Source organism: Streptomyces sp. GbtcB6 (assembly GCF_019091475.1).
GTDB classification, from domain to species: domain Bacteria; phylum Actinomycetota; class Actinomycetes; order Streptomycetales; family Streptomycetaceae; genus Streptomyces; species Streptomyces hyaluromycini.
Window position 1 is genome coordinate 17,316 of record NZ_JAGXJL010000054.1, and the last position, 17,315, is coordinate 34,630.

Consider the following 17,315-nt stretch of genomic DNA (forward strand, 5'->3'; position numbering starts at 1 on the left):
GCTCGCCCTTCCGCCGGCCCCTCCTTCTCCGGCCTCCGCCGTCCGTGTCCCACGCCCGTCCCAGCGGCACTCCGTCCCCGCAGGTCACCGGCGCGTGACCGTCCCGCTGTCCCGATCCGGTCGAGCGGCGTCGGACTTCGGGACGGCCGCTGCCAGCATGTCCCCCGCCGGGAGCTCCCGGCCACTCACAGAGGGGGAACACAGATGGGACGGAGGACGCTTCTGCGGGGTCTGACCCTCGCCGTGGCAGCGGTCCTGCCCCTGTACGGGCCGGCCGCGGTGCACGCGGCCCAGTCCGCGGCCACCGCGGTCGCGGTCTGCGGGCACACGAGCGAACAGCCCACGCTGCAGCGGGGATCGACGGGGGACCCGACGGTCGAGGCGCAGTGCGAACTCGATCTCGCGACGAAGCCGAGCCGGTACACGCCGATCGCGGCGGACGGCTCGTTCGGACCCGCGACGGAGACGCGGGTCAAGGAGTTCCAGGCGTGTGCCGGGCTGAGCGTGGACGGTGTGCTCGGCCCGCAGACCTGGGCGGCGCTCAACACCTGGGCCGCACAACCGCACACCTGCGCCACCCAGGGCACGTCGGCCACGGCGCAGACGGCCGTGTGCGGCCACACCGACACGCGCCCGACGCTGCGCAAGGGCGCGAACGGCGTCGAGGTCAAGGAAGTGCAGTGCCGACTGAACCTGGCCATGGAGCCGTTCCACTACCCGCCGCTGACGATCGACGGCGACTTCGGCGGCGGCACCGAGGCCCGGGTCGTCGAACTCCAGCACTGCACGGGCCTCAGCGCCGACGGCGTCGTGGGCCCCAACACCTGGGCGAAGCTGGTGGACTGGTCCAGTCGTAACACGTACTGCACGCCACCGCGCCCCGCCGGCTACCCGGTCGACGGCCTGGACACGGCCAAGTACCAGCACCCCGGCGGCGCGCCGATCGACTGGAAGGCCGTACGGGCCTCGGGTGTCGAGTTCGCGACGGTCAAGGCCACCCGCGGCCTGAACGTCACCGACGAGTACCTCGCCACCGACCTGCCGGCGGCCAGGGCGGCGGGACTTGCCGTCGCGCCCTATCACTTCTACACGGGCACCGCGCCCGACACGGGCGCCGCGCAGGCCGACCGGTTCATCGCCGCGGTGCGGGCGACCGGCTACACCGGGCAGCGCGCGGGCGACCTGCCGCCGGTGTTCGACCTGGAGCGCATGGACGACGGCACCGGACGCTGTCCCACCTACGGCACGGTGGCCGACGCCAAGGCGTGGCTCGACAAGGTGGAGGCGGCCTTCGGCCGTACGCCGGTCATCTACACCCAGAAGTCCTTCCTGGACGACTGCCTGGGTTCGACCACCGCCTTCGCCCGGTATCCGCTGCAACTCGCCGACTACCGGCAGTCGATCACCCAGCCGCCGCTGCCGACCGGTTCGGCGACCTGGGCGATGTGGCAGTACACCGACGCCGCACTGTTCCCGGGCATCAAGGCCCCGGCGACCGCGGACGTGTTCAACGGCACCCAGGCCGACCTGGACCGGCTGGCCAACCGGTGATCCTGGCCGCCCCCGTCGTCGTACCGAGGAGAATCCCATGACCGCCCGGTTCGCCCGCGCGTCCCTCGTCGCCCTGCTCGTCACCCTGGGCTTCACCGTCCCGGCGCCCGCCTCGGCCGCCACCGCCACCGCCACGAGCTGTTACGGCGGAGCAGTCACGGTGCACTACGGGGACGTGCTCGACTTCGGCCCGTACTGGACCACGAGCCGCTGCAACGACATCAACATGCGCGTCATCGGCGGCGACGCGGAGTACGTCGTCGCCTGCGTGAAGTTCGCGAAGACCGGCGTCTGCAACCGCTGGACCAGGGTCGGCTGGAGCTGGACGACCATCGCCACCGACGTCCTGGACGGGACCAAGTTCACCGTGCCCAACGGCGTTGATCTGGAAGGCAGTTCCGCCACCATCCAGATCGCCTTCTGACCCCCCGCACCCGAACGGAGACCACCATGACCAGAAACAGGGCGTTCGCCTCGGCTCTGTTCACCGCGACCGCGCTGCTGGGCGTGGGCGTCGCACCCGCCTCGGCGCAGTCCTCGGCCACCGCGACCAGCTGCTACGGCGGCGCCAAGACCCTGACGTACCACTACTCCACGTCGCCCGTGTCCTACGGCACCTATACGACGTCCTCGCGGTGCAACGACATCAACATGAGGCTCCTCACGGACAGCCCGGCGGGGGTGTTCCTGTACGCCTGCGTGGTGTTCGTCGACCACACGAGCAAGTGCAACAACGACGACACCTACTCCCTCCACGGTACCGAATGGGCGACCGTCGCCACCGACGTCAAGGACGGCACCCACTTCGTCCTGCGCGTTGGCCCCTACGACACCGACGCGCAGAACGTGACGTTCCAGATCGCGTACTGACCTCTGCCCGCGCCACCGCTACCGAACGTTCCCGAAAGGACGACCATGACCTCCTCCTTCCGTCCCATAGACCGCCGCACCATGCTGCGCGGCACGCTGGCCGCCGGCGCCGGCATCGCCTTCGGCCAGCTGCTGTTCTCGGGCACCGCGCAGGCCTATTCCTGGTCTCGCACCCTGGAGCAGGGCGCCACCGGCGCCGACGTGACCGAACTGCAGATCCGGGTCGCGGGCTGGGCGGCGGACAGCGCCAGCCACAGCCGGGTGGGCATCGACGGGGACTTCGGCCCCGGTACGGCGGCGGCCGTACGCCGGTTCCAGACCGCGTACGGCCTCACGGCCGACGCCAGTGTCGGCCCCAACACCCAGGCGAAGCTCAACGCCCTGGAGCAGTCGGACGGCTCCACGCTCCACTTCAACTGGACCGAGTTCTACAACCAGACGGACGGCACCTTCAACGGCGGCAAGCTCAGCGCGTCGCAGGTGAAGGAGAACGTCCGCCGCTGCATGTACAAGCTGGAGGCGCTGCGCAAGAAGCTGGGCGACAAGCCGATCACGGTCAACTCCGGCTTCCGCAGCATCGCGCACAACGCCGAGATCGGCGGGGCCAGCGACAGCATGCACCTGTACGGCACCGCGGCCGACCTCGACGTGCCCGGGGTGGCCACCAAGACCGTCTACCAGAAGGCGGAGACCTGCGGGTTCTCCGGACTGGAGACGTACACCGTCGACCACCAGCACGTCGACAGCAGGGCCGACCTCGGCCGTGACTGGTGGTGGGAGAACGGCACGGTCTGACGCCGCCCCCCCGGGGGGGGAGCGGAGCTCCGGGTACCGCCGCTTCGGTACCCGGAGCTCCGGGCTTCATTTCTTCGGTGTGCTCTTCGGTGTGCTCTTCAGCGCCGCCTCGCAGGAGGGCCAGTCGTGGAAGTCGTGCCGGACGCTCCACAGCCGGTGGGCCGCCCTGATGTTCCAGTCCGGGTCGAACGCCCGCAGCGGTGTGCCGTCGAGGTCCTGCAGACGGGCGTCGGAGATCTGGAACACGCCCCAGTTGCGGCTGCCGTTGGTGTTCGGCAGCACGTACAGCGGGTCGAGGAACGACGCGCAGCGGGCGACGGCCACGGCGGTGCCGGGATCCTCGACGAACACCTCACGGATCCGCTTCGCCACCCTGGCCGGCGGCCAGGTCGTCATGCTCACCTGTTGCTCGTAGAGCGCCTTCTTGGTGGCGTCGTCGACCACGTTGGTGGCCGGCAGACCCGCCAGCACCTGGAACGCGGTCACCCTGCGCAGGGTCTCCGGCCCGAAGTCCCCGTCGACGGCGAGCTTGCCCTTCGCCCGCGCCAGCAGGGTCTGGACCTCGCGCACGCAGGCGTCGTGCTGCCCCATGCTCACGGTCCTGCACGCCGTGGAGTCCAGCAGTCTGTCGCCGGCCGCCGGTGCGGCACCGTCGGAGCTGCTGCCGGGCAGCCAGACAAAGCCGGCCACCAGCACCACCGCGACCACGGCGGCCAGGACCGCGACACGGGGGGACAGTTTCTCGGGCACCCGGAACCGCCGCGGCCGCCCGGTCTCCGGCGGGGTGACGTCATCCGGTGCGGCGCTCGCCTGCCCGCTCGCCGGCACGCTCTCCTCGGCAGCCGCGGCCGGCGCATCCCGGTCGGTGTCCGCCAGCGCCCACAGCCGGTGGAGTTCGCGGAGTTCCTCCGCGTCGGCGCCGCACACCTTGGCGAAGGCGTGCACCACGCGGTAGTCCACCGGGACGCTGAGGCCGGAGCAGTACCGATGCAGACTGGAACCGCTGACGCCCGCCTCCTTGCCGAGGCGGTCGTATCCCCGGCCACTGCGGTCCTTCAGCATCCGAAGGTGGGCGGCGAACTTCTCGGTATGCGGAGAGGCAACCACACGTCCCCCGTTGCTCAAGCCTCTACTGACGGGTAGAAGCTACACCGCCGGAAAGGAGCGCGTATGCCCTTCCGTTGCCAAGATGCGACCACCAACGCCCTTTTTAGCGACCTAATTTGACAAGTCGTCATACAAACCTGCCATGCCCCGTGCGGTCTACTTGCACTCGACGCGTCCGGCCGGGGCGGTCCCGGTCGTCAGCGCCTCGCACGCCGCCTGCCAGGCGTGGCGGTCGGGCCGCAACTGAGTGCGCAGGTAGGCCGCGGTGAGGTGGCCGAGGGCGGCGACGCGCCCGGGGTTCTCGTCGGTGGTCTCGTCGGCGTCGTATCCGGAGATGCCCCCGAGCAGGTGCTCGGCGTCGAACAGGGTGAGCAGGGTCTTGGGGGTGGGGGCGAGGCGGTAGGGGTCGGCGTGCCAGTCGGGGCCGATGTCGGTGAAGTGCCGGGAGTCGTCCTTGTCGCCGACGACGACCAGGGTGGGTGTGGTCATCGCGGAGAAGTCGGTGGTGTGGAAGAACGGCACCTTGTCGGCCATCGGTCCGTTGAGGATGTCGCCGCCTCTGCCGGGCGCCGCCAGCAGTACACCCGCCTTGATCCGGGGCTCGCTCAGGTCCGCCTCCGTCCCGGTGTCGGGGTCGGTGATCCGGGCGCCCAGCAGCAGGCTCGCGGTGTGTCCGCCGAGGGAGTGCCCGGCGACCGCGATCCTGTCGTGGTCGAGGCGTCCGGCGAGCCCCGGCACGGTGTTCTCGATCTCGTCGAGCCGGTCGATGACATGGCTCATGTCCTCGGCGCGCGAGCGCCAGAAGAAGGGGGCTCCGGGGGCACCGGCGAGTCGCCGGCCCAGGGTCCGGGAGCTGAGGTGGGTGGGCTGGACGACGGTGAATCCGGCTGCCGCCCAGAGGTTGGCGAGGGGTGCGTACCCGTTCAGCGAGGAGAGGTTGTTGGAGCCGCCGTGGCCGTGTGAGAACAGGACGACGGGCAGGCCGGTCCCGGTCGCGGGCGCGGAGACCCGGACCTGGAGCTCCACGGGCCGCCCGGGCACGGAGAGCGTCACCGGGCTGTACGACAGCACGGGAGCGGGCGGACCGAAGGTGTCAGTGATGTCGGTGGTGTCGGTGGATGCACTCATGGCGAGCGGTTCCCTCCTGCGTCCTGCGCCTCGGCGGTCAGGCGCGCCCGGCCGCAGCCGAACGAAACGGAACACTGTCCCGATTACTATCCGGAACAGCGTCCCGCTTTGTCAAGCGACGCCGGAAGGAAGCCAGGAGGCGGACCTCATCCGTGGTACAGGACGCGAACGGCGTACGCGTCGGCCGGAAGTACGTCGAGGTAGTCGTTGAAGTAGCGGCGCCGCTCGTCGTTCGCGACGTCCAGCCAGCGTCCGTCCAGGGTCAGCAGGGCATGCGAGGGCAGGACGGCGTCCATGGCGTGGCGCACCAGGGTGTCGAGGTCGCCGCCCAGGCGGGCGATCGGGTTGCCGCCCACGACGTCCTTCAGTTCCGGGTTGTCCAGGAGCGCCGCGACGACCGGCTGCGCGCGGTAGTCCTCCACTGCCTGTGCCTGCGAATAGCTCTCGGGGTCGGCGAGGTGCCGGGCCCGGAAGTCACCGAAGGCGCGGGCGGGCGGGTAGGCGGAGGCGAACTCCTGCCATGCCTCGAAGGTCCTGAGCGCCTCGGCGGCCGCCCGCGCACGCGGCGTTTCGAGATCCAGCAGTGCTCGCGGGCCGCCGTCGCACAGTGAAGGCGGGACATTGCGCGGCTCTCCGGACAGGGTTTCGGCACCCCGGATGAGGCGCGGGTCGTCCTCGTACCCCGGGACGACCAGGAACTCGAAGCCCCCGCCGTCGATCCGCCAGTAGTCCCACCACGTCTCGACATCCGGATCGCCGACTCCGACGTCACGGTTGTAGTCGTACGGCGCCATCGCCGCGCTGATCGCCCGGACGACGTCCCCCGGGTCGCACGGGGGGACGCACACCGTCACTCGCTCTTTCGCCATGGCCCTTTTCCTCGGTCTCTCTGCGCACTCATGCCATCGGCGGCGGGTCACAGGAAACGAGCCATCCGTCGCAGCCCCGCTGCCACGAGCGCGTCGCGTCCCAGATCATGTACAGATCACCGACGACGCCGAGACCGCCCATGAGCTTACCCACTCTGCTTCCCCCGCCCGACCTGGGCTCCGACGGCACATCGGGCACGCTGGGAGCCTTCCCGGTGACCTCGCCGGGGGTGATCCGGACGGTCCCACCGGGGACCTTGCGGACCAGTGGCTGCACGCGTTGCGTGTCGAAAGCGCCGTCCGGCCAGATCACGCGCACGTGCTTGTTGCCGACGAACTTGTCCCGGATCGCCTCCGCCTCGGCCTGGCTCTTCGCGACGTAGACGGTGTTCTGGGTCTGGGCCTTGCCGGTGCTGGTGGTGTTCATCTTGTTGGAAACCGTTTTGGCGACGTCGTCCGCGTTGAACACCTTGGCGTTGCTCTCGTTGGCGTCCCAGACATCGACGGCCACGATCTTGCCGTTCTTCCAGGTGACCTTGATGAAGTCCGCCGTGGCACCGGCCGCGACATGGTCGCCGTTGGCGCCGTGCATCAATCCCTTCCTGGGGATGACGCCCTTGTCGTCCTGCCACAGGTACCGGGAGCCACTGCCGTTCTTGGAACCGTCGTAGTACTTGCCGCCGAAGCTCAGGTCCTCGTTCATGTAGTCGAACGCGACCTGCTCCGAGACGTTGTTCGTCCGCGCGCCCAGTGTGTGCGGGACGCCGCGCTCGTCGTAGATGACCCGGCGGCCGTTTACCGTGCCTTGAGTAAGCGCGTGATCCGAATCGATCTCCTTCGGGGGTTGCGCCGCGACCGGCACTCCCCCGCGGCACACCGCCGTGCCCTCCCAGCACTCGATGGCCTGCAGGCCGTCCGGGTCGCTCTTGGTGACCGGGTTGTTGTCGGCGTAGGCGTAGCCGTTGATCTGCAGCGGGTCGGACGGGTCGATGACCGGGTCGGCGGAGAGGAAGCGGCCGGTGGACTGGTCGTACTCGCGGGCGCCGAGGTGGGTGAGGCCGGTCGCCGTGTCGTCGACACCTGTGCGCAGGTAGGAACGCCGGTCGGGCCAGCTGGACGGCTGGCTGCCGCGCGTCTCGCCGAAGGGCTTCGAGAAGCGGCGGGTGACGGGCTGTCCACTGGCTTCGTCCACCGCGGTGGTGGAGGTGCCGAGCTGGTCGGTGAGCAGGATGCTCAGCCGGTGGCCCGTCGTGCTGCCGTACTTGGTGGAACGGACCACGGTGGGCGCCCCGGAGTGGGAGTAACCGCGCGAGGCCGCGACGATGTTGCCCTTGATGTCCGCGCTCACCTCGGTCTCGCCGAGGTAGAGCACGCTGCCCGCGGCGGTGTGCTCCAGCAGGCGGTTGCCCGCGGCGTCGTACACGTACGTCGTCCGGTCGGCCGGCGTCCACTGCTGGGCCGCGCTGCCGTTGCACGTGTAGAGCTGCAGGTCGGTACCGTCCGCGTCGTTGGAGCTCGGCACGTCGACGCACTTGCCGGACGCGGGGTTGTAGAGGCTCTTGTCGGAGGTGCGGACGGTGAACTTCTGCGCGCTGCCTCCGTCGCAGGAGGCCAGCAGGATCTTGGTGCCGTTCGCGGTCCCGGAGGCGCTCGCGCACTTGCCGAGGATCCGCAGGGTGTCGCCGGTCGTCCGCCACTGCTGGGCGCGGGAGTTGTTGCACCGGTAGAGCTGGACGGGGTTGCCGTCGGTGGTCAGGGCGCCGGCGTCGTCCAGGCACTTGCCGGACAGGCCGACGACCGCTCCGGCGCCGTCACCGAAGCCCTTGGCCTCGGTGACCTTGTCCTCGGCGTTCCAGACGAGGTTCTGCGTGCCGCCGGGCAGCGTCCTGGTCTCGGCGTTGCCGACCGCGGTGTAGGTGTAGCTCGACGCGGTGCCCGTGGCCGGTGTGACCTTGGTCAGGGTGTGCGGCTGCGCGAGCGTGCCGCCGGTTCCCTGGGTGCCGTAGCCGTAGACGCTCCTGACGTCCTTCGTGGTGTCGGCGGGGTCGTGCTCGGTGAGGCTCGACCGGTTGCCGATCGCGTCGAAGGTGAAGGACTGCCAGTAGGCGGTGGTGTCGCCGGACACCGTGCCGGTGGCGGGTGCGGCGGCGTTCAGCGAGGCCGCCATGTCGGTGTCGGGCGCGGTGGCGTCCGTGGCGGAGTCCGGTGCCTCGGCGATGGGGCCGGCCGAGGACTGGCCGTCCTGCCGGTAGCCCCAGGCGGTGCCGCTCGTGGACTTGCAGCCGGTGCCCGCGGTGCCCACGGCCACCGAGGAGGTCCAGGCCTGGACCATCTCGCCGAGGTAGTCGTAGGTGAAGCACTGGGTGTCCCAGGTGCTCGTCGACCCGGTGGTCTGCTTGCGGGCGCTGGAGGTGACGTTGCCCGCCCGGTCGTAGGAGTAGTAGGAGTCCGAGATCCGGTGGGAGTCGTCGGTCTCGCGGTCCCACACGGTGCGCTGGACGCGGCCGGTGTGCTCGTCGACGAAGTTCGTCGTCCACACCCGGTAGGGCTGCGCGCCGCTGACCGTGCGCAGCGGCTCGCCGTAGGGCGAGTAGGTGACGTCGGAGGTGTACCAGGTCAGGCCCGAGGTGGACTGGGGCAGGCCGTCACTGTCGTAGCGGGTGACGACCTTCTCCTTGGCGAGGCCGCCGACGGCCGGCAGGGTGACGCTGAGCGGCTTGCCGGTCGGCGTGTAGGCGTACTCGTATCGGTAGGTGCCCGCCAGACCGGTGGTGTCGGCCTGCGCGGGTACGACGATCTCGCGCCCGGTCGGCCGGTACTCGCTGTCGTAGCCGGTGACCGAGTCGACGTAGTCGCCGGTGGCGTCGTGCCGGATGGAGGAGGCGGGCTTGCCGGCCGCTCCGGGCAGGTCGTAGGTGAACTCCTTGACCGGCGCCGCGGTGGGCGAGCCCTCCCGCACGTAGGTGACGCGGCCGATGGCGTCGTAGTTGGTGTAGGTCGTCTTCTGGTTCGCGTCGGACGCCTTGGTCTGCCGGTCGAGGTCGTCGTACTCGAAGGACGAGGTGCCGAGGTCCGGGTCGGTGGAGGTGGTGAGCCTTCCGCGCGCGTCGTAGGTGTAGGTCCAGAGGTTGCCCAGGTGGTCCTTGACGGAGGTGCGGTTGCCCCGGGCGTCGTAGCCGTACCAGGTGCTGCGCCAGTCGCTGAGGTCCTTGTTGGTGAAGTGCTGGACGCGGGTGGCCCGGCCGAGGGCGTCGGTGGTCGTCTTCGTCGCGGGGGTGGCGCCGCCGGCGGGCTTGGCGAGCGTCCAGTTGTCGCCGTAGCTGGTGGTGTCGGAGTAGACGGCCGTGCCGCTGTGCAGCGCGGTCGTCTTCACCGGGCGCTCCAGGCCGTCGTACGTGGTCCGGGTCATGCTCGGTACCAGGCTGAGGCTCTTGGGCTTGAACTGTGCCGCCTCGGGCTCGCCCTTGGCGAGGTAGTCGCCGGTCTGGTCGCGGACGAGGCCGTGGTCGTCGTAGCGGGTGTCGACGATGACGCGGCCGGGGCCGTGCGCCTCGCTCTGGACCTGGAACTGGCGGCCCAGGCCGTCGTAGAGGGTGACCTGCTTGGCGTAGGTGCCGTCGTCCTTGACGGTCTGCACGGTGACCGCGGTGGGCTTGGTCGCGCTGGAGGTGACGGCGGCCATCTGGTAACCGATGATCACGTCCGGGGACCTGTCGCCCGAGGAGCGGGACGCCGACCAGCCCTTGGTCAGCCGGCCCAGGGCGTCGTACTCACTGCGGGAGACGTGTCCGTTGGTGTCGGTGACCGTCAGGGCCAGGCCGCGGCCCGGGTCGTAGGTGGTGGTGCTGGCGTGCCCCTTGGGGTTGATCGTCTTGATCGCGGTGACCGGTCCGCCGATGTCGGCGGGCGTGTACTGGGTCTCCGTGACGCCCTTGAGCGGGTCGGTGATCTTGCGCGGCCTGCCGAGCGGGTCGTAGCTGCGGCCGGTCACCACCGAGTAGCCGACGCCGGTGCCGTCGGGGTTGGCGGTGCTGGTGGGCAGGCCCTTGGTGGGGGTCGCGCCCCAGGCGCCGTTGTCGTAACTGGTGCGGGTGGCGTTCATCAGCTGCGTCGCCGGGTCGGCGGTCGCCCAGCCGTCGCAGGAGGTCGCCGTCATACGGACCTGCTTGGGCAGGCCGATGAGGTTGGCGTCCTCGTTGTTGACGTAGTCGGTACGGGCGCAGGTGTAGTCGCTGAGCTTCTCGCCGCTGCCGTCGGGCTTGACGACGGCGGTCTGCACCTGCCACGGCAGCCCGTGGCCGGTCTCGAACTCGGTCTCGGTGCGCACCGCCTGCCAGCTGGAGTCGACCGTCTGGATCGCGTCCGTGCGCCGGACGTCGACCTGGTGGGCGAGGAGCGGGTCGAGTCCGCCGTCCCGGGTGCGGGAGGCCGTCTGGTTCGACCAGGGGTAGTTCAGGGTGCGCTTGAGGAGCCGGCCGCCGGTGCCGTCGTAGGTGAGGGTCTCGGCCGCCATACCGGCGTACTGCGGCGCGTCGTCGGCGGCCAGCGTGACGGCGCCGGTGGAGTCCTTCACCGCGCCGCCGGTGCCGCGGAAGTAGCGGGTGACACCGTACGACTGGGTCTGCGGGACGCCCACGGTGGTGCCGCCGTTCTTCGCGCCGCGGTACGTGGCCACCTTCTGGTAGCCGCGCCAGACGCTGTAGGTGCGCAGGCTCGGCTTGGTGAGCTCGTCGTCGTCCTGGCCCCAGGCCGCGTCGCTGTAGGCGTACTTGGTGGTGACGCGGTCCGAGACACCGGAGATCTTGTCGATCTCGGTGACCGAGTCGACGACGTACTTGTTGAACCAGGCGAGCGGGGGCTTGGCCTGTTCCGCGTCCGGTGACCAGCGCACGGGGTAGCAGGTGCCGTGGTTGTCGGCGGGGTCGACGGACGGCTCGGTGCGGCAGCCGCCGCGGTAGACGACCTCGACGTCGCCGCCGTTCTCGGTGGACACCGTGCCGATGCGGGGCCGGGTGAACCCGGGCCGCGGGTCGCCCTTGTAGCGGGGGACCAGGTTGGGCAGCTGCTGGTCCTTGAGGTAGCCGCCGAGCGGGTCGTCCTTGCTGACGACGTACGGCCCGAAGCTGACACCGGACGTGGTCAGCAGGGTGCCGGTGGTGTCGCCGGGCGCGTAGCCGGTGCGGGTGACGGAGTCCAGCCACAGCCCGGGCGAGGTGTTGTACCAGTCGCGCGGGAAGGAGTGGTGGAGCGTGTAGGTGTCGACGCGCGCCAGGCCGCTGCCGCCGGGGCGGGCGGCGTAGGTGGTCACGGTGCCCAGCCGCATCCGGATCCAGAACGACGGGAAGGCCGGGCACAGCTTGGAGTCGGACTTGCAGTTGAGGTTGCCGGGACTGTCCCACCAGGGGCGGTAGGAGGCGGGGTTCTTGGTGTCGTCGAACTTGTCGGCGGCGCAGGAGCCGTCGGTCTCCACGCAGCGCTGCACGGCGTCGAAGACTATTTTCGCGGCGGGGCTGGTGAGGTTGTCGGGGCGCATCCCGTACTCGATGGTGTCCGGGTAGCCGCCGCGGACGTACTTCTCGGGCGTCGTGAACTTCTTGTTGACGGCGTAGTAGTTGGTCGACTTGTGCCAGGTGACGACCATGGTGTTGCCGTGCACGTCGACGACCTTGTCCAGGCCCCAGCTCCAGGCCTGCTGCTGCTTGGTGCCGTCGCCCGCGGTGCAGCGGGAGTCGGCGAAGGCGTCCTTGTGGCAGGGCTCGCCCGGGTGGTTGCCGAAGACGGGGACGGTGAAGACGGAGTCGGTGTCGGCGTGGCCGCCGCCCACCTTGTTCAGGCCGTAGTAGTACTGCGTGCCGTCGGCGGTGGTGACGACCCAGTACTCGCCGTCGTTGTCGCCGTTGTCGCCGCCGGTCTTCAGCTCGACCCTGGTGCCGTCGTCCTTCTCCAGCCGGTAGCTGCTGGTCTCACCGACCCGCACCAGTTGGGTGGTCCGGCCGCCGAGCGACAGCACGGCGTTGTACGACACCCAGCACAGGTCGGACGTCTTGTACTTCTTGTCCTTGTTGTTGGGCGCACCGGCGGCGATGTCCTCGCGGTCGTCCTTGCAGGTGCGGTAGCGGCGCTCGATGTGCCCGGGGTCGTAGTTCCAGCCCTCGCCGATCCAGGACGACTGGGGCGAGGAAGTGGCCGTTCTGCCGTCCACCGTCTGCGAGTTGTAGTCGAAGGAGATCTCCGGCCGGGGGCCGGCGGGCGCCGGCGGCACCTGGAGCGGATAGGACCAGGTGAAGGCGCCGGAGGAGTCGCCCGAGGCCCACTTGCCGTCGGTGGTCAGCGGCGTGGCCTTGAAGGTGCCGGCCGGGCCGGACCCGGAGTCGACGGCCCCGACGACGGCGCTGTCACCGCTCGCGGCGGCCGGCTGCACGTAGGAGGCCTGCGCGACACCGGAGCCGGAGGAGCCGGAACCGCTCGCGGCGGCCTGGCCGACCGTGCCGTCGGCCGCGGTGTCGACGGTGGCCGTCACGGTCTTGGCCTGCGGGTCGTTGACCGTGTCCAGCTCGGTGTACTGCTGGCACGCCTCGGCGTCCGGGGTGGTCAGGTAGCACTCGGGGAACTGGACGAACTGCAGCCGGGAGGCCCAGTCGGCGCCGTAGAGGTTCTCGTACGTCTTGTAACTCAGCTGGAGCGAGACCGGCACCGAGCCCGTCGTCGGTGCGGTCACCTTGACGAGGGTGCCGTCCACGCCCTGGGCCTCGGGGGCGGCGCGGTCGAAGACGCCGACCTGCCAGGTGCCGCTGGGGGCGGGGGCGTCGGGGGCCTGGCCCAGCTTGACCGGGAGGGGGCCGGCGGGAAGGTAGTCGGTCTGTGTGGCGGTGGCTGAGCCGCCGGTGCGCAGGGCGGTCTGCTGGGTGGTGGTGCCGGTGCCGAAGCTGACCGGGGCGGTGCCGGACGGGGCCGGGGTGGTGGTGCCGGACGGCGCCTCGGTCTGGTCGGTGGGCTGGTCCGTGCGGATGCTGTCGAGGCCGGGGTCCCGGGTGGTGCCGGCGATCGCCTCGTCGTCGGTGAGTTTCACCAGGTCGACGTCCTCGCGCGGGGCGTCGGCGGTGGTGGGGTCCGGCGGCGAGGCGAACGCCTGGGTGGGCAGCAGGGCGAGCGCCACTGCCACGGCCACCGGCGCGAACACGGCGGAACGGCGTCTGCGCCGGTGCGCGGACATGAAGAAGGGCACGGCGAAAATCCCCCGGTCGACCCGAAACAAGGTGGAGTGGCGCCTGGGTTGACCGCAGGTGAAGCCACTTCAAGATCGGCCAGATTCTGTGGTCACGCCATGAAGAAATCCAGAGTTCCCTGTGATCATGTGGCAATGATCACGTCATGTAACAGTCAAAGGAGCGTCAATCGGGATGCTCCGACGCCCCCGGAGCCCTATCGCGGCCATCGGTTCAAGACACAGGCGTGACGGGCGCCTTCCCGTAGGTCATGATCTGCAGCCGTTGTCCGAGGGGGAAGGAAGACTCGTTCATGACCAGCAAGTGGCGGCGCCTGCGCGCCCGCCGGGCCGCGGCCGCGGCTGTCGTGGCCCTGGCCACGGTCGGCGGCCTGACGTACGCGGGGCTGACCGGCACCGGCGGGGACCGGCACCGCGGCAGCGACCACCCGGCCCGCGCGGCCGCACCGGTCACCGAGGCCGAGGCCGCCTCGCGTGCGGCGAGGTCCGGCAGGCCGGTCGAGGTGACGGCGCTGCGCACGGCGTACGAGACGACCTGGGCGCGGCCCGACGGGCTGCTGCAGCGGCGCGTGCACGCCACGCCGGTCCGTGCCAGGGCCCACGGCCGCTGGCAGCCGATCGACACCACGCTGGTCCGCACCGGACATGGCTGGTCGCCACGCGCCACCAACGTCGGGCTCACGTTCTCGGCGGGCTCCCGCGCCGCCTCCGCGCGTGCCGACCGGGCGGCCGGGGTGCGCAGGGTCTCGCTGCTCGCCGCGGCCGCCGACACCGGCAGCCCTCTGGTGACCCTCACGACCGGGGCGCACACCGTCCAGCTGACCTGGCCGGGCACCATCCCGGCACCGGTGATCGACGGCTCGCGCGCGCTGTACCCGGAGATCATCCCCGGCGCCGACCTGGTGCTGACGGCGGACGACGGGGGCTTCGCCCAGCTGCTGGTGGTCAAGACCCGGCAGGCGGCGGCCGATCCCCGGGTGGCGCGGCTGGCCTACGGGCTGACCTCCCCCGACCTGACCTTCAGTCTGGACCCCACCACCGGCATCGTCAGCGGCCGGGACGCCGACGGCGAGGAGGCGGCGATCTCACCGACGCCGCTGATGTGGGACAGCTCCGGAACTCCTGCCCTGACCGACGGTCAGGCGGGCACGAGCGCGGCACCGACCGCCGCCGAGAGCCTGTCCGGCGACGCCACCGCCGCTCCGGACGACTCGGAGTCACCCACCGCCTCCCCCGAGCCCAGCGACTCCGTCGACGACAGCGACGACGGTGACGTCGACGACGAGGTGCTGCCCGACGCCACCGACGAGGCTCCCGACGCCTCCGCCGGGGAGAGCGAGAGCGCCGCACCGTCCGTTCCCGCCGAGCCCTCGCCCGAGCCGACCCACACGGGAGCGGGCGCCACCCTGGACCTGCCCTCGCTGGCCGGCCCGCAGCCCGACTCCCGCGGCACCCTGGTGACGGCCGACCTCGACGGCTCCACCTGGTCCCTGACGCCGGACCAGGATTTCCTGACCGACCCCGACACGGTCTACCCGGTCTTCATCGACCCGTCGGTCAGCAAGCACACCAACGACTGGACCACCGCCTACAGCCGCCACCCCAACGCGAACTTCTACAACGGACGCAACTTCAACAAGGGCACGCACGAAGCGCGCGTGGGCTTCGAGTCGGACACCTGGGGGACCTCGCGGTCGTTCTTCAGCATCGACTGGAACCCGGACCTGAAGGGCGCCACCGTCATCAGCGCCAAGCTGCACGCGCTGGAGACCTACTCGTGGTCGTGCAGTGCCCGCACCATGAACGTGTATCTGACCGGGGCGATCAGCAACAAGACGACCTGGCGCAACGCCCCGAGAATGACGGCGGGCAACAAGCTCGCGAGCAAGAGCTTCGCGCACGGCTACCGGTCCTCGAGCTGCCCCGACGACTACGAGGCGTTCGACGTCAAGCCGGCCGCGCAGAAGGCGATCGCGCACGGCTGGGACACCCTCACCATCGGCCTCCGGGCCGGTGACGAGGACTCGGCGTACTCGTGGAAGAAGTTCCAGGCGGACGGCGGCAACGACCCGTACGTCGAGCTGGTCTACAACCGCCCGCCGGCCGCCCCTTCGCACCTGGACCTCGACCCGGACCTGTCCTGCGACACCACCTCGCCCTACGTCAACGTCGGCGCGTCCTCGATCACCTTCTGGGCGAACAGCAGCGACAAGGACGCCAACCTGGACTCGCTGCGCTTCGAACTGTGGCCGACCGGCGGCAGCGGAAACCTGCTGGGCGCCAAGTCCAAGGTCACGGTCGGCAGTCAGACCGACTCGGCCCGCGTGCACACCGACCCGTTCTCCACCAGCGGCCTGAAGAACGGCGTCAAGTACTCCTGGCGGGTCAAGGCGGTGGACAAGCGCGGAGCGACCTCCGCCTACGCGCCGTCGAAGACGCCGTGCCGGTTCGTCTTCGACAGCTCCCGGCCCACCCCGCCCGTGGTCACCTCCACGACGTTCCCCGACGCCGACGCGAAGGACGACGGCTTCGGCAACGCGGACGAGGACTCCACCTGGTCCACCGTCAAGTTCGGCACGACGGGCTCCTTCACCTTCAAGGCCTCGCAGACCGACGTGGTCAAGTACGAGTACGGCTACAACTCCGCCTCGTACACCGGTTCCGTGTCGCGGACGAACGGCGCCGCCACCTCCACCCTGACCGCCTACTCCGGCGCGAAGCCGCCGCTCGCCGGGCCGAACGTGCTCTACGTACGGGCCGTGGACGACGCCGGGAACGTGTCGGACCCACGGAAGTACTTCTTCTACGTCACCCCGCGCGACACGGCCGACGCGCCGGGAGACTTCACCGGCGACGGCTTCCCCGACCTCATGGTCGTGGACGCCAACGGCAACCTGCGCATGTACCCGGACAAGGGCACCGTCGACGGCTCCAAGGGCACCGGCGCCCTCGGCTACTCCATGTCCGGCGCCTACCAGGAGAACAGCGACAAGGACCCGAACGGCGACGACCTGCCCCTGTACTCCCGTCCCTCTTCCGGCTACTGGAAGAACACCCTCATCGCCCACCTCGGCGACGTCTACGGCGGTGACGGCCTGCAGGACCTCATCGCGGTGCGCGAGGGCAGGCTGTGGGTGTACCCGGGCGACGGCTACGGCGCCGTCGACATCGGCAGGCGGCACGAGATCCTGCTGCCGGCCGGTGCACCGGATCCCTCGACGATCACCCAGATCGTCTCGGCCGGCGATGCCACGGGCGACGGCAGGCCCGACTTCTTCCTCACGGTCGGCGACGCGCTGTGGGCGCTGATCGGGTACAACGGCGCCACCGTGGACGAGGCCCGGCGACTGTCCGCGTCGGCCTGGACCGAGCGTGACCTCGTCACCGCCCAGGACATCTCCGGCGACGGCGTCACCGACTTCGTCTACCGCTCGGACGCCAGCGGACGGCTGCTGTTGCGCAAGGGCATCAAGGACACCGCGACCGGCGGGGTCGACACCGGTTCGCTCGCCTCGGCGGCCGCCTCCTCCGGAGGCGTGGACACCGAGTACGGTGCCTCCGGCTGGGGCAGCTCCAGCATCAGGCTGCTCTTCGGCACCCCGGACGCCAACGGGGACGGCATCCCCGACATCTGGACGCTCAGAGTGGACGGCACCGTGCGCTTCTACTCCGGCAGCCGCACGGCACTCAGCGGCTCCGGTACGGAGATCGTCGGCAACGGCGACGGCATCGGCTGGAAGAACAAACTGACGGTCGGCTGACGCACCGCC

General features: G+C 70.4%; 9 protein-coding genes. 5 read left to right on the plus strand and 4 right to left on the minus strand.

Annotated elements, in window-relative coordinates; genetic code table 11:
• Positions 1 to 204: 204 nt before the first annotated feature.
• The 4 genes from KVT45_RS45665 to KVT45_RS57880 are packed head-to-tail and all read left to right on the plus strand — an operon-like array spanning position 205 to position 3,216.
• Complete coding sequence (locus KVT45_RS45665) at positions 205 to 1,551, plus strand: GH25 family lysozyme (RefSeq protein ID WP_217555747.1); 1,347 nt, start codon at positions 205 to 207, stop codon at positions 1,549 to 1,551.
• Between the two features lie 37 nt (positions 1,552 to 1,588).
• Positions 1,589 to 1,975: a hypothetical protein gene (locus KVT45_RS45670; protein WP_217555749.1), complete on the plus strand. Its 387-nt coding sequence runs from the start codon at positions 1,589 to 1,591 to the stop codon at positions 1,973 to 1,975.
• Between the two features lie 26 nt (positions 1,976 to 2,001).
• Positions 2,002 to 2,421, plus strand: a complete 420-nt coding sequence (locus KVT45_RS45675) for a hypothetical protein (RefSeq protein WP_217555751.1) — start codon at positions 2,002 to 2,004, stop codon at positions 2,419 to 2,421.
• Positions 2,422 to 2,466: 45 nt separating this feature from the next.
• Positions 2,467 to 3,216, plus strand: a complete 750-nt coding sequence (locus tag KVT45_RS57880; protein ID WP_217555753.1) for a D-Ala-D-Ala carboxypeptidase family metallohydrolase — start codon at positions 2,467 to 2,469, stop codon at positions 3,214 to 3,216.
• A 66-nt stretch (positions 3,217 to 3,282) separates the two neighbouring features.
• On the opposite strand, the gene KVT45_RS45685 is transcribed toward KVT45_RS57880, so the two are convergent.
• The 4 genes from KVT45_RS45685 to KVT45_RS45700 all read right to left on the minus strand — a co-directional run bounded on the left by KVT45_RS45685 (position 3,283) and on the right by KVT45_RS45700 (position 13,533).
• The gene (locus tag KVT45_RS45685; protein ID WP_217555754.1) at positions 3,283 to 4,323 is read right to left on the minus strand and encodes a helix-turn-helix domain-containing protein; all 1,041 of its coding nucleotides are present in this window, start codon (positions 4,321 to 4,323) and stop codon (positions 3,283 to 3,285) included.
• Between the two features lie 156 nt (positions 4,324 to 4,479).
• The gene (locus KVT45_RS45690) at positions 4,480 to 5,451 is read right to left on the minus strand and encodes a chlorophyllase (protein WP_217555756.1); all 972 of its coding nucleotides are present in this window, start codon (positions 5,449 to 5,451) and stop codon (positions 4,480 to 4,482) included.
• A 146-nt stretch (positions 5,452 to 5,597) separates the two neighbouring features.
• On the minus strand, positions 5,598 to 6,320 hold the full coding sequence (locus KVT45_RS45695; protein ID WP_217555758.1) for a hypothetical protein: 723 nt from the start codon (positions 6,318 to 6,320) through the stop codon (positions 5,598 to 5,600).
• 28 nt (positions 6,321 to 6,348) lie between these two features.
• The gene (locus tag KVT45_RS45700; RefSeq protein ID WP_254648328.1) at positions 6,349 to 13,533 is read right to left on the minus strand and encodes a ricin-type beta-trefoil lectin domain protein; all 7,185 of its coding nucleotides are present in this window, start codon (positions 13,531 to 13,533) and stop codon (positions 6,349 to 6,351) included.
• A gap of 305 nt (positions 13,534 to 13,838) precedes the next feature.
• Between KVT45_RS45700 and KVT45_RS45705 the strand changes: the two genes are divergently transcribed.
• Positions 13,839 to 17,306 (plus strand): DNRLRE domain-containing protein, encoded by a 3,468-nt coding sequence (locus tag KVT45_RS45705; RefSeq protein WP_217555761.1) that lies wholly within the window; start codon positions 13,839 to 13,841, stop codon positions 17,304 to 17,306.
• The last annotated feature ends 9 nt before the right edge of the window (positions 17,307 to 17,315 follow it).